We start from the raw sequence: 20,121 nt of genomic DNA, 5'->3' as shown, positions 1-20,121 counted from the left end.
CATCCCGCACCGAAGCGCCCGAGATCACCATCCCCCTGAAGAACGGCGAGGACGGAGGCGAAGAGGGGGAGGCCGTCCGTGCCGGAGCGCATGGCGGAGGGGGTGTCGGGGCCGAAGCCCGGCTCGACGGCGTGCTCCGGGTGCGGCATCAGCCCGACGACGTTGCCGCGGGCGTTCGTGACGCCGGCGATGTCGTTCATCGAACCGTTCGGGTTGACGTCGAGGTAGCGGAACACGACGTGGCCCTCGCCCTCCAGGCGTTCCAGCGTGTCGGCCGACGCGATGTAGCCGCCCTCGCCGTTCTTCAGGGGGATGGTGATCTCGGGCGCTTCGGTGCGGGATGCGTCGGCGAACGCCGCCGTCCACGCCGTCGACGTGTTCTCGACCCGCAGCCGCTGGTCGCGGCAGACGAAGGTGCCGTGGTCGTTGCGGATCAGCCCGCCGGGAAGCAGCCGCGCCTCGGTCAGCATCTGGAACCCGTTGCAGATGCCGAGCACCGGCATCCCCGAGTCGGCCGCCGCGACGACCTCCGCCATGATCGGCGACAGCGAGGCGATCGCACCGGCCCGCAGGTAGTCGCCGTAGCTGAACCCGCCCGGCAGGATCAGCGCGTCGACACCGTCGAGGTCGTGCGTGCCGTGCCAGAGCGGCACGGGCGTGGCGCCGACCAGGCGCACGGCTCGGGCCGCATCCCGGTCGTCGAGCGAACCGGGGAACGTGACGACGCCGACGCGCAGGGCCGCCATCAGGAGAGCCCCTCGCGGATCTCGGCCTGCGCCTCGGGGGTGGATGCCTCGTCGAACGACGTGTCGGCGGTGACGTTGCCCGTCGAGAAGTCTGCGTCTGCGTCGAGCCCGAAGCCGTCGGCCCCGGCGAAGTGCACGCTGATCACGTCTTCGATCACGAGGTTGGCGAGCATCTCGTCGGCCAGGGCTGCGACCTCGGCGAGGATCTCGTCGTTCGCCGGGCCCTCGACCTCGATCTCGAACCGCTTGCCGACGCGCACGCCGGTGATCTGCGAGCGCCCCTGCCGGGCGAGAGCCCCGGCGACGGCCTTGCCCTGGGGGTCAAGCAGCTCGGCCTTGGGCATGACCTCTACGACGATTGTGGGCACCAGGAACTCCTACGGATTTCGGCGGGCGGATGCGCCCATTCTACCCGGGCGCACCGCTCGGCGGGCGAGCTCGGTGGGCGAGCGGGATGCCCATCCGACCCCGCACCTGAGCCTTCCTTATTATGAATCACTCACAACAAGTGCTTGACTGGGGCTCATGCCCACCGCGACCCTCGAGCCAGCCGACAGCATCCGCGCCGCCGGACTGCGCGTCACGACCCAGCGCCTCGCCGTGCTGGGGGCCCTCGAGAACATGCCGCATGCCGACGCCGACGCCATCCATCGCCGTGTGCGGTCGACCCAGCCCGACATCTCGCTGCAGTCCGTGTACGTCGTGCTGGGCGCGCTGACCGACGCCGGGCTGCTGCGCCGCATCGAGCCGGCCGGCTCGCCCGCCCGCTACGAGCGGCGCATCGGTGACAACCACCACCACGCCATCTGCACCGGCTGCGGCGCCGTGCAGGATGTGGACTGCGCCGTCGGCCACGCGCCCTGCCTCACCCCGGCCCCGCCGGCCCCGTTGCCCGGCACCGGCACCGGCACCGGCGCTGGCACCGGCGACGTCGCCGGCTTCCGCATCACCACCGCAGAGGTCACCTACTGGGGCCTCTGCCCCGCCTGCCAACATCTCCCCGCTTCCCACCCCGATAAGAAGGAGAACGCATGACCGACCAGCACAACATCACCACCACCAATTCCGGAGCTCCCGTCGCGAGCGACGAGCACTCCCAGAGCGTCGGCGCCGACGGCGTCATCCCCCTGCACGACCACTACCTCGTCGAGAAGCTCGCCCAGTTCAACCGCGAGAAGGTGCCTGAGCGCATCGTGCACGCGAAGGGCGGCGGGGCCTTCGGCACCCTCGAGATCACCGATGACGTCTCGGCCTTCACCCGCGCCGCGCTCTTCCAGCCCGGCACCACCACAGAGGCCCTCGCCCGGTTCTCGACCGTCGCCGGCGAGCAGGGCAGCCCCGACACCTGGCGCGACCCCCGCGGTTTCGCGCTGAAGTTCTACACCACAGAGGGCAACTACGACCTCGTCGGCAACAACACCCCCGTCTTCTTCATTCGCGACGGCATCAAGTTCCCCGACTTCATCCACTCGCAGAAGCGCCTGCCGGGCAGCCACCTGCGCAACAACGACATGCAGTGGGACTTCTGGTCGCTGAGCCCCGAGTCGGCCCACCAGGTCACCTGGCTCATGGGCGACCGTGGGCTCCCGGCATCCTGGCGCCACATGGACGGATTCGGCAGCCACACGTACCAGTGGATCAACGCCGCCGGTGAGCGTTTCTGGGTCAAGTACCACTTCAAGACCAACCAGGGCATCGAGATCCTGAGCCAGGAAGCGGCGAACCAGATCGCCGGTGAAGACGCCGACTTCCACATCCGCGACCTCGGCGAGGCCATCGACCGCGGCGACTTCCCGAGCTGGACGCTCTCGGTGCAGATCATGCCCTACGACGACGCGAAGACCTACCGCTTCAATCCGTTCGACCTCACGAAGGTCTGGCCGCACGCCGACTACCCGCTGCACCGCGTGGGTACGCTGACCTTGAACCGCAACCCGGCGAACTACTTCGCCGAGATCGAGCAGGCCACCTTCGCCCCCTCGAACTTCGTTCCCGGCATCGCTGCGAGCCCCGACAGAATGCTGCTCGCGCGCGTCTTCAGCTACGCGGATGCCCACCGGTACCGCGTCGGAACCAACCACGCGCAGCTGCCGGTGAACGCGCCGCACGCAGCGCCGGTGAACACGTACTCGAAGGACGGCGCCGCGCGCTACGAGTTCAACGCACCCTCGGTTCCGGTCTACGCACCGAATTCGGTGGGTGGCCCGGCGGCGTCTCCGGATGCCGTAGCAGACAGTGCCGGCTGGCAGAACGACGGCGAGCTGCAGCGCACGGCTGCGACGCTGCACGCCGAAGACGACGACTTCGGCCAGGCGGGCACTCTCGTTCGCGAGGTTCTCGACGACGCTGCGCGTGACCGCCTGGTCGCCAACATCGCGGGTCACGTCGGCCAGGTCACGATTCCCGAGATCAAGGCGCGCGCCCTGCAGTACTGGCGGAACGTCGACCAGACGCTCGGCGACCGTGTCGAACAGGCTCTGGATGCCGCGGCGGCGGCAGGCGGAATCGACCCCGACGTGGCGCCGCCGAACGCGGCGTCGCTGAACGCCGAACCCGAGGCAGACGTCGCGCTGAGCGTCTGACCCGATGCCGACCCTGCCTGCACACCGCCGCTGGACGGCGAAGCTCGTCGTTCTCGCGACGGTCGCCGCCGTTGCCGTGAGCACCATCTACCTCCCGCAGTCGATGCTCACCGGCATCGCCCGGGATCTGGGGGTGCCCGTCAGCCTGGCGAGCTTCACGGCGACGGCGGTGCAGGTGGGGTACGCGCTCGGCATCTTTCTGCTGGTGCCGCTGAGCGATCGCATCCAGCCCCGCCGGCAGATCACGGTGCAGCTGGTTCTGCTGGCACTCTCGCTGGCCGTGACCAGCCTGCTGCCCGACCTCGTCGGTGTGATCATCGGCTTCTTCGTCGTCGGGTTGATCGCGAACATCGCCCAGCTGACCATCCCGGCCGCCAACAAGCTGGCGCCCGCGGGTCGCTCGGGCGCCACGACGACCGCGCTCGTCTCCTCCCTGCTGATCGGCATCTTCGGCGGCCGGGTGCTCTCGAGCCTGCTGGTGGATGCTCTCGGCTGGCGCGTCGTCGTCGGCATCTTCGCCGTGCTGGTCGCGCTGATGATCCCGCTGGTGCGGCGGGCGCTGCGAACGGATGTCGCGTTGACCGGCATCGGCCGCAACTACGGTTCGCTGCTTTTGTCGACGCTCCGGCTCGGAACGCAGAGCGCGCCGCTCCGGCAGGGCACGCTGATGCACTTCTTCGCGTTCGCGACGTTCATCTCCCTCTGGACCGTGATGGTGCTGCACCTCACCTCCCCGCCGTTCGGCTGGAGCGTCGCGGGAGCCGGGCTGTTCGGGCTCGTCGGGCTGGCCTCCGGTGCGGTCACGCCCTTCGCCGGTCGGTTCATCGACCGTTTCGGCGCGCTGCCGGTCGGTGGCGTCGCCTTTCTCATCATGCTGGCGGGGGCGGTGTCGATCGCGTTCGACTCGAGCCAGATCATCCTGTTCGCCGTCTCGGTGTTCGTTCTGACGCTCGGCAACCAGATCGCGCAGTCGGCGAACCAGAACCGCGCCATGCAGACCAACCCGCAGGCGCCGGCGCAAGCGAACACCCTCTTCATGGTGGGCGTCTTCCTCGGCGGCTCCCTCGGCGCGGTGCTCGGCCCACTCGCGTACGGCATCGGCGGCATGGCGCTCGTCGGTGTGCAGTCCGTCGTGCTCGTGCTGATCACGCTGGCCGTCTGGGCCGTCGCCTGGCGCTCGGGCAGGGGGCGGGCATCCACCCGCTCAGCGGCGCAGAGCGACGGGAACAGGGAGCCGGCGATCCAGAATCCCTCCAGCACCACGGCCTAGGCTGGGGGCAATGACTGACTTTCTCTCCGGTCTCTCGTCCATGCCGTGGCTGCAGGCGCTCGTCTTCGTCGGTGCAGCGGTTGTCGCCGCGGTGGTCGTCACCGCGCTCACCGCCTTCATCATCCGCCGCATCAGCCGGCGGAAGGAGTGGGCCAAGTGCCTGATCAGGCGCGCCAGGGTGCCGTTCCGGCTGTTCCTGCTCGTGATCGCGCTGTGGATCGCCCTGCAGGCGACGAACGTCGATCCGTGGTGGCGGGAGTTCCTCAGTCACGCCGCCCTCATCGCGACGATCGCGGCCGGCGCCTGGCTGTTCTGCGCCCTCGCCATCTTCGTCGAAGACCTCGGGCTGGCCCGGTACCGCACCGACATCCCCGACAACCGGCATGCCCGGCGCCTCCGCACGCAGGTGCTGATCATCCGCCGGGTCACCGTCGTCGCCGCCGTGCTGGTGGGGCTCGGCGCGATTCTGCTGACCTTCCCGGGCGTCTCGGCGGCCGGTGCCTCGCTGCTGGCCTCGGCCGGGCTCATCTCGATCGTCGCCGGCCTCGCCGCCCAGTCGACGCTCGCCAACGTGTTCGCCGGCATGCAGCTCGCCTTCAGCGACGCCATCCGTGTCGACGACGTGGTCATCGTCGAGACCGAGTGGGGCCGCATCGAGGAGATCACGCTGACCTACGTGGTCGTGCACCTGTGGGATGACCGGCGCATGGTGCTTCCCTCGACCTACTTCACGACGACGCCCTTCCAGAACTGGACCCGCAAGAACTCCGAGCTGATGGGCTCGGTCGACTTCGACCTCGACTGGCGCGTCGACCCCGACGGCATGCGGGCCGAGCTCCACCGCGTGATGGAGCTGACCGACCTGTGGGACCACCGCGTGGCCATTCTGCAGGTGACGGATGCCGTGGGCGGGTTCGTGCACATCCGCATCCTGGTGACGGCGGTGGATGCGCCCACCCTCTTCGACCTCCGCTGTTACGTGCGCGAACAACTGGTGCGCTGGATCCAGCAGGTCTCCCCGCTGTCGGTGCCGCGCACGCGGGTCGAGCACTCAGAGACGCCGCTCGAGACGGCGGTGCCGCGCACGCGGGCGGTCCCGGTGGACACGCAGCCCGACGCCCTCTTCAGCGGTGACGCCTCGGCGGCGCTCCGGGGCTCGCAGTTCACGGGGCCGGTGGAGGTGCCGCGGGCGCCCGGCGCCGACCGGGCCGGTGCCGACAGGCGCGACCCCGACCGGGCCGGTGCCGACAGGCGCGACCCCGACCGGGAGGGCCCGCGATGAGCGGCGAACGCCTCGCCTACGGCGACGATCCCGACCAGCACGGCGAATGGTGGGCCCCAGCGGCAGGCGGGTCGCCGATCGGTACGGCGATGCTGCTGCACGGCGGCTACTACCGTTCCGGGCGGAACCTCGACCTGATGCACCCGATGGCGGCCGACCTCGCGAGCCGCGGCTGGGCGGTGTGGAACGTCGAGTACCGCCGACCCGATGGGCACGACTGGCCCGCGACCCTGGCCGACGTGCGCGCCGCGCTGCGGAAGCTCCGCGACATCCCGTCGTTCGCCCCCGACGCGCCCCTCGTCGTTGTGGGCCACTCCGCCGGCGGACAGCTCGCACTGCAGCTCGCGGAGGAGACAGCCGCCGAGACGCACGCCGACGACCCGCCGGTCGCGCTCGCCGTGTCGCTTGCCGGCGTGGTCGACCTGCCCGGAGCGTGGGCCCGTGGCTCCAGCGACGGCGCCGTCGCGATGGCCCTCGGTGGGTCGCCGGACGAGCAACCGGAGCGGTACGCCCGCGCGTCGCCGAGTCTCTACAGCGGGCGCCGTGTGCCGTGGCTGCTCGTGCAGGGTACCGACGATGTCGCCGACTTCGCGCTGCCGAACCGTGACCTGGCCGCGAACGCCCGGGTGGGGCATCCGGAGCTCCTCGAACTGCCGGGCGACCACTTCGCCGTGATCGACCCCACGACCCCCATCTGGCACGCCACTGTCGCGCGCATGACCGAACGGTCTGCCGCCGGGTAGGAGGCCCGGCGCGCGTCAGGCGGCGACCGCCGGGGAGGGCCTCACGCCGCGGGCGCCGTCGACACGGCGGGCGCCGCCGACACCTTCACAAGGCTGCCCCACGGGTCGTCGACGAACAGCGACCGGCCGTCGTTCCGGAACGGCGTCGCGTAGTGCCCGAGGCGCTCTTCGAGGGCCCCGAGGTCGTCGCCCGACGGAACCACGATGTCGACCTCCCCGAGCCCGAGCGCCGGCAGACGCCGCCCGGCCCCCCGGCTCTGCCAGGTGTTCATCGCCATGTGGTGGTGGTACCTGCCCGCCGACACGAACAGCGCGCTGCCCGCGATCTCGGCCGTCACCTCGAACCCGAGTCGCTTCACGTAGAACTCCCGGGCAGACGACAGGTCGCCCACCGACAGGTGCACATGGCCGACGGATGCCCCGCCGACCCGCGGGTCGTCGACCGAGGCGGGCGTCAGGAACTCCTGCAGGAAGGCGTTCGGGTCGACGTAGAGCGTCGCCATCTCGATCTGGCCGTGCTGCCAGCTCCATTCGGTGCGGTCGCGGTCCCAGTAGAGCTCGACGCCGTTGCCTTCGGGGTCGGTGAAGTAGAACGCGATGCTGACCTTGTGGTCGGCACTGCCGGTGAACGTTCCGGGCGCGAGCGTCGCGACAGAGTAGATGGCAGCCGCGAGCGCCTCCCGGCTCTCGAACAGAATGGCCGTGTGGTAGAGCCCCGCAGACCGCGGCTCGGCGGACCGTAGCTCGGGGGCGTGCTGCAGGATGAGCACCGGCGTCGTTCCCCGCCCCAGCACGGCGATGTCGCCGTCGGCGCTCAGTACGTCGAGCGCGACCCCGTCGCGGTAGTACCGGATCATGGCATCGAGATCACCGACCCGCAGAGTGACCGGGCCCATCCCTGTCGCCGCAGCGAGCACGTCGGTTCTGCCGGCAGGAGAAAGAGGGGAGCCGCTCATGAAATTCATTGTAGCTACAACCAAACAGCGGCACCAGACATTCCCCTAAGCTGGCGCCAGCACTCGAGGGGGAACGATGGATGCTGCACCTGACCGGCCCGGATCGAACCGGTTGCTCATCGCGATCCTGCTGGCGATCATCCCGATCAGCCAGATTCCGATCGACGCCTACACGCCCGCCATCCCCGAGATGATCACGGAGCTCGGCGCATCGTCGACGCTGGTGCAGAACACCGTCTCGGCCTACGTGCTCGGAATGAGCGTCGGCCTGTTGCCGATCGGCATCATCGCCGACGCCCGAGGCCGCAGACCGACACTTCTGGTGTGCCTCGCCCTTCTCCTCGTCGCCAGCATCGGGTGCGCCCTCGCGACCGACGTCTACACCCTGCTCGCCCTGCGGTTCGTACAGGGCCTCGGCGGCTGCGCCACGATGGTCATCGTCTACGCGATCGCGGCAGACCGGTTCCGCGGCGCCCGCCTCACCTCGATCTCGGGACTGCTCGGCGCCTCCTGGGGCCTGGCTCCGGTGATCGCCCCCGCGATCGGCGGGGTGCTCGTCGAATTCATCTCGTGGCGCGGCATCTTCGTCGGGCTCGCTCTCGCTGCCCTGGCGGCGGGCGTCGTGGTCTGGCTCGTGCTGCCCGAGACGCTCGCGCCGGCCGATCGCACACCGGTCGACGTGCGACGGATCAGGGGAGTGCTCGCCTCGACCCTCCGTCGCCGCATCTTCATCGGTTTCACTCTGGTGTTCGCCGTCTTCGCCGTCGCGCAACTGCTGTTCGGTGTCGTCGCGCCCATCCTCTACGAGACGCACCTCGGGCTGAGCTCGGGCCTGTATGGCTTGGTCGCCCTGCTGATCGGCGCGGCGAACCTCGCCGGCGAACTGGCGACCGCCCACTTCGCCACGCGGGTGTCGGCACGGGTTCTGGGTTTCAGCGCCCTCGTCTCGTTCACGGCCGGGGCGATCATCCTGAGCGTCAGCGGGGTGCTCGTCGGCCCGCACTTCCTCTGGATCACGGTGGGCGGGATGCTCGCGCTCGCCGGGTGCGGAGCGCTCTGCCCGCTCGCCTACGGCCTCACGCTCGGCATGTTCGATCGCAATCTCGGCCTCATCGGCGGCCTCACCAGTGCGATCTGCTACCTGTTCGTCGCCATCACGATGGCTGCGGCGGCGGGGCTGCCCGACACCTCGCAGGCGCCGATCGGGTTCGTCTACGTGGCGGTCGCGGTCGCGGGGCTCGTGCTGCTGGCGCTCTGTCTGCCGGGTGCGCGGGCCCGCCGCGGGGCATCCGGAGTCGCAGCCGGCGACGACATTCATGCGAAAGCATAGAAACGGGAATACCGGATCGCCCGTCGGTGCTGTACACGACATGAAGAAACGCATCGGATTCCTGTCGTTCGGTCACTATCAGCCCGTGGTCGGCTCGCGTTCGCGAACGGCTCAGGATGCCCTGCTGCAGTCGATCGAACTCGCAGAGGCCGCAGAAGAGCTCGGCATCGACGGTGCGTACGTGCGCGTGCACCACTTCGCCCGGCAGCTGGCCTCGCCGTTCCCGCTGCTCGCCGCGATGGGCGCGCGCACCAAGACGATCGAGCTCGGCACGGCCGTGATCGACATGCGGTACGAGAACCCGCTCTACATGGCAGAGGACGCAGCGGCCGCAGACCTGATCAGCGGGGAGCGGCTGCAGCTCGGCATGAGCCGCGGATCACCCGAGACCGCGCTGCGCGGGTCGGAGTCGTTCGGCTACGTTCCGGCCGAGGGGCAGACAGACGCCGACCTGGCCCGCCAGCACACCGCGATCTTCCGCGCCGCCATCGCCGGGGCCGGCGTCGCGCGCCCCAACCCGCAGATGTCGCGTTCGCAGGTGCCGCTGGCCATCGAGCCTCAGTCGCCCTCGCTCGGGGAGCGCATCTGGTGGGGCTCCGGCACCCGTGCGACCGCGGTGTGGGCCGCCGAGCAGGGGATGAACCTGCAGAGCTCGACGCTGCTGACCGAAGATACCGGTGTGCCGTTCGACGAGCTGCAGGCCGAGCAGATCGAGCTCTACCGTTCGGCGTGGGCGACGGCCGGCCACCTGCGGGAGCCCCGGGTCTCTGTGTCGCGCAGCGTCATCCCGATCACGACCGACCTCGACCGGCGCTACTTCGGCGCGGGCGCCCGCGACGACGCCGAAGACCAGGTGGGCTACCTCGATGGCGGCCTGGCCCGGTTCGGCAAGAGCTACACCGGCGAGCCCGACGTGATCGCGGCTGCGCTCGCCGCCGACGCCGCGGTGCAGGCCGCCGACACCGTGCTGCTCACGGTGCCGAACCAGCTCGGCGTCGAGTACAACGCCCACCTGCTCGAGTCGATCGCCCTGCACGTGGCCCCCGCCTTCGGCTGGACCCCGGCGAACGCCCCCGCGCCCGTCGCCGCGTAGCGCCCGCGCCCCGGGGCTGGGACCGGCGCGCGCGGGCTCGGTCAGCAGCCGGGCTCGAGCAGCACCTTCGCGAACGCGAACGTCTGGTACGTCATCTGGTACGCCCACGACGCGGGCGTCAGGTGGTACGTGTCGGCGACCATCCGCAGCTGCCCGCTGAAGCACCGCGACATGAGGATGCGCGCGCGCTCGACGTGCGGCGTGAACGTCACGACGGTCGCCGAGGTCCAGCCGTGCGCAGCGGCGAGGGAACGCAGCATCCGCGCCTCACCCTGCGTCGTGAACGGGTCGGGGGTCACGCACTCCACGCTGAAGGTCTGCGGTTCGGTGCAGATGGCGAGGGTGGATGCCGCGAACTGCCCGTTCGCGGGCACCGAGACGACCACGTTCGAGGTCAGCCCCTGCGCGACCATCCGTTCGGCGATCTTCAGGCGCGTCGGCGTCGGCGGCCCGATCACGTACACCACGTCGCTCGCCGCCGGAGCATCCGTCGGCGGCCAGACGTAGACGCGCAGCATGACCGCCGCCACGCCCACGTTGATGACGATCGCCAGCACGACCGCGATCGCGTGCACGCGCCTCAGACGGATCATGCGTCTCCTACGAGTTCTGCGTGCGCTCCACCCACGAGAGGTACTCGGGGCTGACCGTGCCTGTCACATAGTCGCCGGTGAAGCAGCTCATCTCCAGCTCCTTCACCGTCGACCCCTCGATGATGGCGGCTTGCATGTCGGCGACCTCCTGGTAGATCAGGTGGTCGGCACCCATGTACGCCGCGATCTCGGGGATCTTACGATTGTGCGCCACGAGCTCGTCGCGGGAGGGCATGTTGATGCCGTACACGTGCGGAAAGCGCACGGGCGGCGCCGCGGAAGCGAACGTCACCTTGTTCGCACCGGCCTGCCGGGCCATGTCGACGATCTCCTTCGAGGTCGTTCCGCGCACGATCGAGTCGTCGACGATCAGCACGTTCTTGCCTTTGAACTCGGTCGACATGGCGTTCAGCTTCTGCCTGACCGACTTCTTGCGCACGGCCTGGCCGGGCATGATGAACGTTCGGCCGACGTAGCGGTTCTTGTAGAACCCCTCGCGGTACTCGATGCCGAGCTTCTGCGCCACCTGCATCGCGGCGGGGCGGGAGGAGTCCGGGATCGGCATGACGACATCGATGTCGCCCGACGGCGCCCACTGCGCGACGGTGTCGGCGAGCCGGTTGCCGAGACGAAGGCGCGCCTCGTACACCGAGATGCCCGAGAGCACCGAGTCGGGTCGGGCCAGATAGACGAATTCGAACGCGCACGGCACCAGCCGGGCATCCGGAGCGCACTGCTTGGTGACCAGCTCACCGCCCATCGTGATGAACACGGCCTCGCCGGGTGCGACATCCCGCACCACCTCGTAGCCGAGGCTCTCCATCACCAGGGATTCGGATGCCACGACCCACTCATCGCGCCCCGATTCGAGCACGCGCTTACCGAGTGTGAGGGGGCGGATGCCGAACGGGTCACGGAAGGCGAGCAGCCCGTGGCCGGCGATCATCGCGATCGTGGCGTACGAGCCCTCGACCCGCTCATGCACGCGGGAGACGGCGTTGAAGACCTGCTCGGGGTCGAGGTCGAGGCCGGAGACCTGCGCCTGCAGCTCGTGGGCGAGGATGTTCAGCAGCAGTTCGGTGTCGCTGTCGGTATTCAGGTGGCGCCTGTCGATGTGGAACAGTTCCTGTGTCAGTTCCCGTGTGTTCGTGAGGTTCCCGTTGTGCACGAGGATGATTCCGTACGGCGCATTCACGTAGAACGGCTGCGCCTCCTGCTCGCTCCCTGCGTTGCCGCGGGTCGCGTACCGCACGTGGCCGAGGCCCATCGTGCCGAGCAGGCTGCGCATGTCGCGGGTGCGAAAAGCCTCCCTCACCTGGCCTTTCGCCTTGATGACGTGAAAGGTGTCGCGTTCGGCTGTGGCGATGCCGGTCGAGTCCTGGCCGCGGTGCTGCAGAAGGAGAAGGGAGTCGTAGACGAGTTGATTGACGGGTTCTGACGAAACGATGCCAACGATGCCGCACATGCTTTGGCGGGCTCCAGACGGGTAAGTGAATTAGGCCGTTCTCCATTCTACGGGCGCGCCCGGGGGCGGGGTCCGCCTGCAATTCGTCGCAGGGTGCATCCGCAGACGACCTTCCGGCAGAAGTACTGAATGAGGCGATCGTCGCCCGGCCCATCGCGGGTCAGCGTCAAGGAGGACCACCGTGAGAAGAAACCCGAACAAGACCGTGCTGGCTGCGCTGGCAGCCGGAGCGCTGACAGCCGTGGCACTGGCGGTGCCGGTCAGCGCCCACGCCGCCACGGGCGCCAAGCTGTCTGTGCTGCACGCCGTGCCCGACACCCCTGTCGATGTCTACGTGAACGGCGCGCTCACCCTCGACAACTTCGCGCCCGGTGATCTGGCCGGCCCGCTCGACCTGGCCGCGGGCACCTATTCGGTGGCCATCACGGCGGCGGATGCGGCCGACGCCTCGAAGCCGGTGATCGGCCCGATCGATCTCGCCCTGGCGGACGGCGGCAACTACACCGCGGTCGCGCACCTGAAGGAGGACGGCACGCCGGGCGCCACGCTGTTCACGAACGACGTCTCGCAGACGGCGGCCGGTGAGGGCCGCCTCACCGTGCGGCACACGGCGGCGGCCCCGGCCGTGGATGTTCTCGCCGGCGGCAGCGCGGTCGTCAGCGGTCTCACCAACCCGAACGAGAAGGTGCTGAACCTGCCGGCCGGAACGATCTCGGCGGCGGTCGCTGCGGCGGGGTCGACGACGCCGGTGATCGGCCCGGCCGACGTGACGGTGGCGGAGGGCGCCAACACGATCGTGTACGCCTGGGGCAGCCTCAGCGCGAACAACCTGAAGCTGGCCGTGCAGACGATCGACGGGCTGCACGGCAACCCGTCGGGCATCCCGGGTGGCACAGCGGGGCTCGCGGCCGATCGTGACGCGGCTGCTGCCGGTGCGGCCGGCTTCGGTGCGTCGGGTGCGCTCGTCGCGGGTGGCGCCGTGCTCGCGCTGCTGGCCGCTGCGGCCGTCGTGCTGATGCGTCGCCGTGGTCGGGCGGACGCCTGACGCGCGGCCGCGCGGTTCGCGGGGTGTAGTGGTGGTGGCGGTCGTGGCGGCGGATGAGGTGGCGGTGGTGGGCGTAGCTCCGGCGGTCGCGGCATCGGTGGCGGTGGCTTCGGCGCCGGTGCCGGAGCTGGCGCCGGCGCGGGATGCCCGGTTTCGCCGTCGCCGGGTGCGGCTGCCCACGGCGGCCGGCCTGGTGATGGCGGGCGTGCTGGCGCTGTCGGCGTGCTCGGGTGCAGGCACGGGACCGGGTTCCGGCTCGGTGCCCCTCGGCACGCCGATGCCACCGGCCGCCGTCACCTCGCCCACGCTCGCACCCACCCTCGCTCCTGTTACCTCGCCTGCGCCCGGAGGCAACGGCGGCAGCTCGCCGTTGCTGCCGGGCGCAGCAGGCCCGACGCCCCAGGCCGTGCCGATCACGGGCACCGACCCCGCGGCCCAGCCCACGGCATCCGTGATCCCGCCGACCCACCTCACCGTGGAGTCCGTCGGCATCGACATGGGCGTGCTGCCCGTGGGCGTCGAGGCCGACGGGCAGATGGTGCTCCCCGAGGATTCGGGGCAGGCCGGCTGGTACGAGTACGGCCCCGGGCCGGCCGACCGGGCCGGAACCACCGTCATCGCCGCACACGTCGACTCTCTGGTGTTCGGCCTCGGGCAGTTCGTGAAACTCCGTGACGTCGCCGCGGGCGCCACCGTCACGCTCGGCACGGCCGACGGCGCAGCGCACACCTACACTGTGAGCCAGGTGACGCGCACCCCGAAGACCGACGTCGACTTCGGCGCCGTCTTCGACCGCACCGGTGCTCCCCGCCTCGTTCTCGTCACCTGCGGCGGCGTCTTCGATCGCGACACCGGCCACTATCTCGACAACGTGATCGTGGTCGCGACCCCTGTCGCATGACCGCAGATCGGGAGATCATGGTGGGGACGTTCCGCTCGGCGTCTGGCCGCACATCCATCGAAAGGCCCCAGGGATCGTGAACGAGAACGTGCTCGGCGACGACGAGGCCTTCGTGCAGGGGTTCGTCGACGGCGACGAGCGTGCGCTCGCGGGCATCTACGAGCGCTGGTCGCCTCTCGTCTACACGCTGGCTCTGCGCTCGCTCGGCGATGTGGGCGAGGCAGAAGACGTCACGCAGGCCGTCTTCGTCTCGGCCTGGCGGTCGCGTGCGACCTTCGACAGCACCCGGTCGCTGCCGGCCTGGCTCGTCGGCATCACGCGGTTCAGAATCGCGGATGCCCATGCCGCCCGCTCCCGTGCCCGGGCACTCGTGCGGCAGCTCGAGGCCACCGCCGGGGTGGAGTACTCCGAAGACCCCACCGATGTCGCCGACCGGCTGCTCGTGGCCGACGAACTCGCGCGGCTCGAACCGGTCGCGCGGCAGGTGATGCAGCTGGCGTTCTACGATGACCTGACGCATGTGCAGATCGCGGAGCGGCTCTCGCTGCCCCTCGGAACGGTGAAGAGCCACATCAGACGGAGTCTCGAACGCCTGAAGGCGCGGCTGGAGGTGAGCATCGATGCATACTGATCCCGAGATCCTGGCGCTGATCGCGCTCGGCGAGCCCGCCGGGAGCGAGGCAGACGGCGAGCACCTCGCGGCCTGCCGCGACTGCCGCGCCACCCTCGACGCGCTCACCGGCGCTGCGGTCGCCGGTCGTTCGAGCGCCTCTGCGCCCACGCTGGTGGCGCCGCACGATCGGGTGTGGGCGCAGGTGGCGGCCACGGTCGCCGCCGAGCGGGCGGCGGCGACCGGCGACGCGGGCGGGGGTGCTGGTGGGGGTGTCGGCGTTGGTGTTGGTCGTGTCGCGGTCATGGGCGGCGACTCGCCGCCCCAGGCCGCGCAGTCGTCGCCGCTGCCGACCCGCCCGCGATCCCGCCGGGTGCCCGCGCGGTGGCTTGCCCTCGCGGCCGCCGTCGTGGTCGTCGCAACGGCCGGCGGCGTGGCGACCACCCTGGCACTGCGCCCATCCACCCCGACCGCCACCCCCAGCGTCACCGTGCTCGCCCGGGCTGCCCTCTCGGCGCTGCCCGACTGGCCGGATGCGACAGGAGACGCGGTGGTCGAGACCGACGGATCCGCCACCTCGATGGTCGTCTCGGTCAACGCCGCGACCGACCGGCCCGACACCTACCGCGAGGTCTGGCTGCTGAGCTCGGACCTCACGAAGCTGGTGAGCCTCGGCCTGCTGGTCGGCGACTCGGGAACCTTCGCCATCCCGGCCGACATCGACATGACCGAGTACGCGATCGTCGACGTCTCGTCGGAGCCGCTCGACGGCAACCCTGCCCACTCCTCGAACTCGATCCTGCGGGGCCGCCTCGACGCGTGAGGTGCCTGCTCCACCGCCTGCTTCGCCGTCTGCGGTGCCCGCCTCGACGACTGGGGTGCCCGCTGCTGCGAGAATGGGGGCATGACGAACAGCTACGCCGCCGCCGGAGTCGACACCCGGGCCGGAGACCTCGCGGTCGAACTCATGAAGTCCGCCGTCTCGCGCACGCACGGGCCGGATGTCGTGGGCGGCTTCGGAGGGTTCGCCGGTCTGTTCGACGTGTCGGCGCTGAAGGATTTCCGGCGCCCGCTGCTCGCGACCTCGACCGACGGCGTCGGCACGAAGGTCGCGATCGCGCAGGCCCTCGACAAGCACGACACCATCGGCCAGGACCTCGTCGGCATGGTGGTCGACGACATCGTGGTGGTGGGTGCGCGCCCGCTGTTCATGACCGACTACATCGCCTGCGGCAAGGTCGTGCCGGCGCGGATCGCCGACATCGTGGCCGGTATCGCTCGCGCGTGCTCAGAGACCGGAACCGCGCTCGTCGGGGGCGAGACGGCCGAGCATCCGGGGCTCCTCGGGCCTGACGACTACGACGTCGCTGGGGCCGCGACAGGTGTCGTCGAGGCGGATGCCCTGCTGGGCCCGGCACGGGTCGTCGACGGTGACGTGGTGCTCGCCCTCGAGTCGTCGGGGCTGCACTCGAACGGATTCTCGCTGGTGCGCCACATCCTCGCCAACGCCTCCGTCTCGTACACGTCGACGTCTGCCGAGCTCGGCGGGGTCGTCGGCGAGGCGCTGCTCGAGCCGACGCGCCTCTACACCGCCCCGCTGCTGCGGATTCTCGACTCGCCGTCGTTCGCCGGTGCGGTGCATTCGCTCTCACACGTGACCGGGGGCGGCATCGCGGCCAACCTGGCGCGCGTGCTCCCCGTCGGATCGTGGGTCGAGGTCCACCGTTCGACCTGGTCGCCGCTGCCGGTGTTCCGCGTGCTGAGCTCGTGGGCGTCGTCGACGCTGGAGAGCGCGGAGGAGACGTGGAACCTCGGGATCGGGATGTTCGCGGTCGTGGCTGCCTCCGAGGCTCCCGCGATCGCGGCGGCGCTCGGGGCCGACGGCATCCGCACCTGGCCGGTGGGGGTCGTCTCGACCGCCCCCCTCGCCTCGCTGGAGGGCTTCGAGCAGGGCGCGAAGGGTGTCGACGGCGGCGCCGTGCGCCTCGTGGGCGGGTACGCCGCCGCCTGACGCGCTGCCCCGCACCGCGCCGCGCCAGGCCGCTGTGGCTTACCGCGGCCGGGCTGCGCTCTGGCAGGTTGGCGCCGGGGCGCTACTCCGTGGGAGCCGTCAGGCGGTCGATGAGCTCGCGGTACCGGGCGGCCGTGCGCTCCACGATCTCTGCGGGGAGGGTCGGCGGAGTGCCCACCTTGTTCCAGTTGGCCGCTAGCCAGTTGCGCACGATCTGCTTGTCGAAGCTCGCCGTGCGATTGCCTGAGTCGTAGGCGGCCGCGTCCCAGTAGCGGCTCGAATCACTCGTCAGCACCTCGTCGGCCAGGGTGATCTCGCCCGTCTGGCGATCGGCTCCGAACTCGAACTTCGTGTCGGCGAGAATGATGCCGCGCTCCTCGGCGATCTCGGATGCCCGCGCGTAGATGGCCAGCGACAGCCCGCGGAGAGCCTCCGCGGCCTCGGAGCCGACGAGCTCCACGGTGCGCTCGTACGTGATGTTCTCGTCGTGATCGCCGAGTTCTGCCTTGAAGGCCGGGGTGTAGATGGGCAGGGGGAGCCGGTCGCCGTCGTTCAGGCCGGCCGGCAGCGGAACCCCGCAGACGCTCTGCGTCGCCTGGTATTCGAGCCAGCCGCTGCCCGACAGGTACCCGCGCACCACGCACTCGATCGGGAACATGTCGAGCGGCTTCACGAGCATCGACCGTGCGGCGACCTGCTCGGGCACCGGGGGAACTCCGTCGACTGCAGGGGTGTCGTCGTGAGGCGACCCGTCGAGCAGATGGTTGGGAAAGCCCGCGAGATTGTCGAACCACCACCGGCTGAGGGTCGTCAGCAGCACTCCCTTGCTCGGGATGCCCGGCTCCAGCACGGCGTCGAACGCACTGACCCGGTCGCTCGCGACCACGAGGAGCGCGGCCGCACTGTCGACGGAGCCTGCCTCGGCCGGCACGTAGAGATCGCGCACCTTGCCGGAGTACACGTGGCGCCATCCCGCCAGCGGCGGCAGCTCCTGCTCTGCACCGGGAACATCCGACGCCGCAGACGCTGCGGGCACGGCGGCGTCTGCACCAGCAGCGGCAGGGGCGGCTGTCGCGGTCTCGTCGACGCGCTCGGCGATGTCGTGGCGCGCCTGCCCGCCCTGCAGCTGGATCTTCGAGAGCGCGCTGTAGGCGCGGCTGCGCGCCTCGCCGAAGGTGCCACCCGTCGCCACCACACTCAGCACTCGGCCGCCCGATGCGAGCAGCCGATCATCCTGAGCCACCGTCGCGGCGTGCGCGAGGTGCACGCCGTCGATCGATTCCGCCTCGGTGAGACCGGTCAGCGGCCGGCCGGTCACGGGGGTGCCGGGGTAGTTCTCGCTGGCGAGCACGACCGTGACGGCGACGTCGTCGGAGAACTCGGGCCGCTGGTGGTCGGCGAGCGTGCCCGTGGCGCTCGCGAACAGCAGCCCGCTGAGCGGCGTGACGAGCCGGGGGAGCACGACCTGCGTCTCGGGGTCGCCGAAGCGAGCGTTGAACTCGATGACGCGGATACCCGACGTGGTCAGGATGAGCCCGCAGTAGAGCAGCCCGATGAACGGCGTGCCCTCGTGGGCGAGCCGCCGAACCGTCGGCAGGGCGATGGAGGCGAGCACCTCATCGACGAATGCCTCCTCGCTGCCGAATCCGTCGGCGAGCCACGGCAGGGGAGAGTAGGCGCCCATACCGCCGGTGTTCGGGCCCTGGTCGCCGTCGAGAAGGCGCTTGTAGTCCTGGGCGGGGGAGAGGGGCAGAACGGTGTGACCGTCGCTCAGAAAGAAGAGCGAGACCTCGGGGCCGTCGAGGAACTCCTCGAACAGAACGTCGCCGTGTGCCAGCCACTCATCGGCGTGGGCGAGCGCTGCGGCGCGATCCCCGGTGACGAGTACGCCCTTGCCCGCGGCGAGGCCATCGGCCTTGACGACGTAGGGGGCGCCGAATTCGTCGAGCGCGGCCTCGACCTCTGCGGTGGTGGAGGCACGGCGGGCTCGGCCGGTCGGTACGCCGGCCTCATCCATGATGCGTTTCGCGAACGTCTTGCTGCCTTCGAGAGCGGCCGCGGCGGCGCCCGGACCGAAAACGGGGATGCCCCGCGTGCGGAGCGCGTCGGCCACGCCCGCGACCAGGGGTGCCTCGGGGCCGATCACGACGAGTTGGATGCTGTGCGCGTTCGCGAAGTTCGTGACCGCTTCGGGGTCGTTCGGGTCGAGCGGCGCGACGCTCACGACAGCGGCGATGCCCGCGTTTCCCGGCGCGACCGTGATCTCGTGCTCGGCGCCCTCAGAGAGCAGCGCAGAGACGATGGCGTGCTCACGAGCACCGGAACCCAGAACGAGAATCTTCACTCGACGATTCTATGGCGGGGCTCAGGCGCGGTTCGGGTGTCGCCGGTCTTGGTGGAGAACTGCTCGGTTCGTCTGCCTGGGGAGGAGTGGATAAGAAAGTTTTTCGAGAAATGTGAAAAGCCGCGTAATGGATCGGGGTGTGCCCACTCTCTTCTTCATGTGAGGTGCTGTTTGAGGCGCCACACACGTGTGGCGAGTGGTATCCCCCCTAGCTGCTCGCCACACAACACTCGCCAAGAACACCTCCACGCAACACCCGTGTACGCAGCACCTCAATTCGAAGCTGCAGCACGGCCACAACTCCACAGACTTCGCGCGTCGACTCCGACCCCCCCGCCGGCTGGCGGCGCGCGAACCGATTTCGTGCGGGCGGCGGCTCCCCCCGTTGCCGCCTGCACGAATTCACTTCGCGGGGCAGTAGGTCTCCCCCCACTGGCTGCCCCGCGAACTCCCTCCGCCACCCCCCGCAGCCTCCGCGACCAAACGCGCCCTGAGGAATCAAGCCGCCTGGCCTCTCACTCGCCACGCTGGTTACGCTGGAGACATGGCACGCGCACGCATTCCCGACCCGGAAGGGGTGGTTGCGGTACGAGCCGCCATCGCAGCCCTGAACCCCTCTGCCCAGAGTCCCGCGTCGGCCGGCGCGGCGTCACCCGCCGAGCCGGCTCCTACGACCGCGCCGGCCGTGCCCGCCGCGACGTCCCCGCCCGCCGGCGGCCTGAGCGGAGGGGTGCCCCGCTCCACGCTCGCCACCGCCGTGCGCTACTCGCTGCAACTGCTCGCCGAGCGCGCGACCGGCAACACCGTCGAAGTGCGCGTGCCCCCTTTCGCCGCCGTGCAGTGCATCGAAGGCCCCGGCCACACCCGCGGGACCCCACCGAACGTGGTCGAAATGGATGCCGCGACCTGGCTTTCGCTGGCCACCGGCAACCTCACGTGGGAGCTCGGCATCGAAACCGGGCGCATCCACGCCTCCGGCCAGCGCGCCGACCTCCGCGGCTACGTTCCCGTCGTCGGACTCTGACGCGCCCGCACGGCCGCGCCTCGCACGGCCGCATCCCGCACGGCCGCCTGCCGCACGGCCGCGCCCCGCAAAGCCGCATCCCGCACGGCCGCACCCCGCGCAGCGCACCTCACCCCGGCCCTACCC

General features: G+C 70.3%; 18 protein-coding genes and 2 pseudogenes. 13 read left to right on the top strand and 7 right to left on the bottom strand.

Going from position 1 to position 20,121, the window contains the following annotated elements:
- A partial coding sequence (gene purQ / locus C5B96_RS11430) for a phosphoribosylformylglycinamidine synthase subunit PurQ (protein WP_104245489.1) occupies positions 1–737 on the bottom strand: 737 nt, incomplete at its 3' end.
- A gap of 137 nt (positions 738–874) precedes the next feature.
- Positions 875–1,114 (bottom strand): annotated as a pseudogene (purS, locus tag C5B96_RS17855) (phosphoribosylformylglycinamidine synthase subunit PurS); the annotation flags it as partial.
- Positions 1,115–1,271: 157 nt separating this feature from the next.
- Between purS and C5B96_RS11420 the strand changes: the two are divergent.
- Genes C5B96_RS11420 through C5B96_RS11400 form a run of 5 tightly spaced genes read left to right on the top strand, consistent with a single transcriptional unit; the run spans position 1,272 to position 6,623 of the window.
- Positions 1,272–1,781 (top strand): Fur family transcriptional regulator, encoded by a 510-nt coding sequence (locus C5B96_RS11420; RefSeq protein WP_104245484.1) that lies wholly within the window; start codon positions 1,272–1,274, stop codon positions 1,779–1,781.
- On the top strand, positions 1,778–3,328 hold the full coding sequence (locus C5B96_RS11415) for a catalase (protein ID WP_104245483.1): 1,551 nt from the start codon (positions 1,778–1,780) through the stop codon (positions 3,326–3,328). Before C5B96_RS11420 ends, C5B96_RS11415 begins: the two co-directional genes overlap by 4 nt.
- 4 nt (positions 3,329–3,332) lie before the next feature.
- Entirely contained in the window at positions 3,333–4,598 is a 1,266-nt protein-coding gene (locus tag C5B96_RS11410) for an MFS transporter (protein WP_104245482.1), read from the top strand.
- A 10-nt stretch (positions 4,599–4,608) separates the two neighbouring features.
- Positions 4,609–5,880 (top strand): mechanosensitive ion channel family protein, encoded by a 1,272-nt coding sequence (locus C5B96_RS11405; protein WP_233189166.1) that lies wholly within the window; start codon positions 4,609–4,611, stop codon positions 5,878–5,880.
- The gene (locus tag C5B96_RS11400) at positions 5,877–6,623 is read left to right on the top strand and encodes an alpha/beta hydrolase (protein WP_104245481.1); all 747 of its coding nucleotides are present in this window, start codon (positions 5,877–5,879) and stop codon (positions 6,621–6,623) included. The genes C5B96_RS11405 and C5B96_RS11400 overlap by 4 nt, the downstream gene beginning before the upstream one ends.
- 41 nt (positions 6,624–6,664) lie before the next feature.
- Here C5B96_RS11400 and C5B96_RS11395 read toward each other — a convergent pair whose 3' ends face one another.
- Positions 6,665–7,579, bottom strand: coding sequence for a VOC family protein (locus C5B96_RS11395; protein ID WP_233189165.1), 915 nt, complete (start codon positions 7,577–7,579; stop codon positions 6,665–6,667).
- A gap of 76 nt (positions 7,580–7,655) precedes the next feature.
- On the opposite strand from C5B96_RS11395, the gene C5B96_RS11390 reads away from it, so the two are divergent.
- Positions 7,656–8,909, top strand: coding sequence for a multidrug effflux MFS transporter (locus C5B96_RS11390; protein ID WP_104245479.1), 1,254 nt, complete (start codon positions 7,656–7,658; stop codon positions 8,907–8,909).
- Positions 8,910–8,949: 40 nt separating this feature from the next.
- On the top strand, positions 8,950–10,002 hold the full coding sequence (locus C5B96_RS11385) for an LLM class flavin-dependent oxidoreductase (protein ID WP_104245478.1): 1,053 nt from the start codon (positions 8,950–8,952) through the stop codon (positions 10,000–10,002).
- A gap of 41 nt (positions 10,003–10,043) precedes the next feature.
- On the opposite strand, the gene C5B96_RS11380 is transcribed toward C5B96_RS11385, so the two are convergent.
- Together C5B96_RS11380 and purF are read right to left on the bottom strand one after the other, a co-directional pair.
- Positions 10,044–10,595, bottom strand: a complete 552-nt coding sequence (locus C5B96_RS11380) for a YdcF family protein (RefSeq protein WP_104245477.1) — start codon at positions 10,593–10,595, stop codon at positions 10,044–10,046.
- A 7-nt stretch (positions 10,596–10,602) separates the two neighbouring features.
- Positions 10,603–12,060 (bottom strand): amidophosphoribosyltransferase, encoded by a 1,458-nt coding sequence (gene purF / locus C5B96_RS11375; protein ID WP_104245476.1) that lies wholly within the window; start codon positions 12,058–12,060, stop codon positions 10,603–10,605.
- A gap of 181 nt (positions 12,061–12,241) precedes the next feature.
- On the opposite strand from purF, the gene C5B96_RS11370 reads away from it, so the two are divergent.
- The 5 genes from C5B96_RS11370 (at position 12,242) to purM (ending at position 16,627) form a co-directional block, all read left to right on the top strand.
- Positions 12,242–13,105 carry a DUF4397 domain-containing protein gene (locus C5B96_RS11370; protein WP_104245475.1) on the top strand — a complete coding sequence of 288 codons (864 nt, stop codon included), beginning with the start codon at positions 12,242–12,244 and terminating at the stop codon, positions 13,103–13,105.
- Positions 13,106–13,136: 31 nt separating this feature from the next.
- Positions 13,137–14,006 (top strand): class F sortase, encoded by an 870-nt coding sequence (locus C5B96_RS11365; protein WP_233189164.1) that lies wholly within the window; start codon positions 13,137–13,139, stop codon positions 14,004–14,006.
- 76 nt (positions 14,007–14,082) lie between these two features.
- Entirely contained in the window at positions 14,083–14,637 is a 555-nt protein-coding gene (locus C5B96_RS11360) for an RNA polymerase sigma factor (RefSeq protein WP_233189163.1), read from the top strand.
- Positions 14,627–15,439, top strand: a complete 813-nt coding sequence (locus C5B96_RS11355) for an anti-sigma factor (RefSeq protein WP_104245473.1) — start codon at positions 14,627–14,629, stop codon at positions 15,437–15,439. The genes C5B96_RS11360 and C5B96_RS11355 overlap by 11 nt, the downstream gene beginning before the upstream one ends.
- A gap of 81 nt (positions 15,440–15,520) precedes the next feature.
- On the top strand, positions 15,521–16,627 hold the full coding sequence (purM, locus tag C5B96_RS11350) for a phosphoribosylformylglycinamidine cyclo-ligase (protein WP_104245472.1): 1,107 nt from the start codon (positions 15,521–15,523) through the stop codon (positions 16,625–16,627).
- An 82-nt stretch (positions 16,628–16,709) separates the two neighbouring features.
- Here the strand turns inward: purM and C5B96_RS18120 are convergent, their stop codons facing one another.
- Together C5B96_RS18120 and purD are read right to left on the bottom strand one after the other, a co-directional pair.
- On the bottom strand, positions 16,710–17,663 hold the full coding sequence (locus C5B96_RS18120) for a phosphoribosylaminoimidazolesuccinocarboxamide synthase (protein WP_369826475.1): 954 nt from the start codon (positions 17,661–17,663) through the stop codon (positions 16,710–16,712).
- A 48-nt stretch (positions 17,664–17,711) separates the two neighbouring features.
- Positions 17,712–18,971 (bottom strand): annotated as a pseudogene (gene purD, locus C5B96_RS18115) (phosphoribosylamine--glycine ligase); the annotation flags it as partial.
- A 685-nt stretch (positions 18,972–19,656) separates the two neighbouring features.
- Here purD and C5B96_RS11340 point away from each other — a divergent pair.
- On the top strand, positions 19,657–19,995 hold the full coding sequence (locus tag C5B96_RS11340) for a sterol carrier family protein (RefSeq protein ID WP_104245486.1): 339 nt from the start codon (positions 19,657–19,659) through the stop codon (positions 19,993–19,995).
- Positions 19,996–20,121 lie beyond the last annotated feature (126 nt).

The sequence above is a fragment of the Subtercola sp. Z020 genome (genome assembly GCF_002931235.1).
Taxonomy (GTDB): Bacteria; Actinomycetota; Actinomycetes; order Actinomycetales; family Microbacteriaceae; genus Subtercola.
This window is presented reverse-complemented; position numbering and strand designations above follow the sequence as displayed.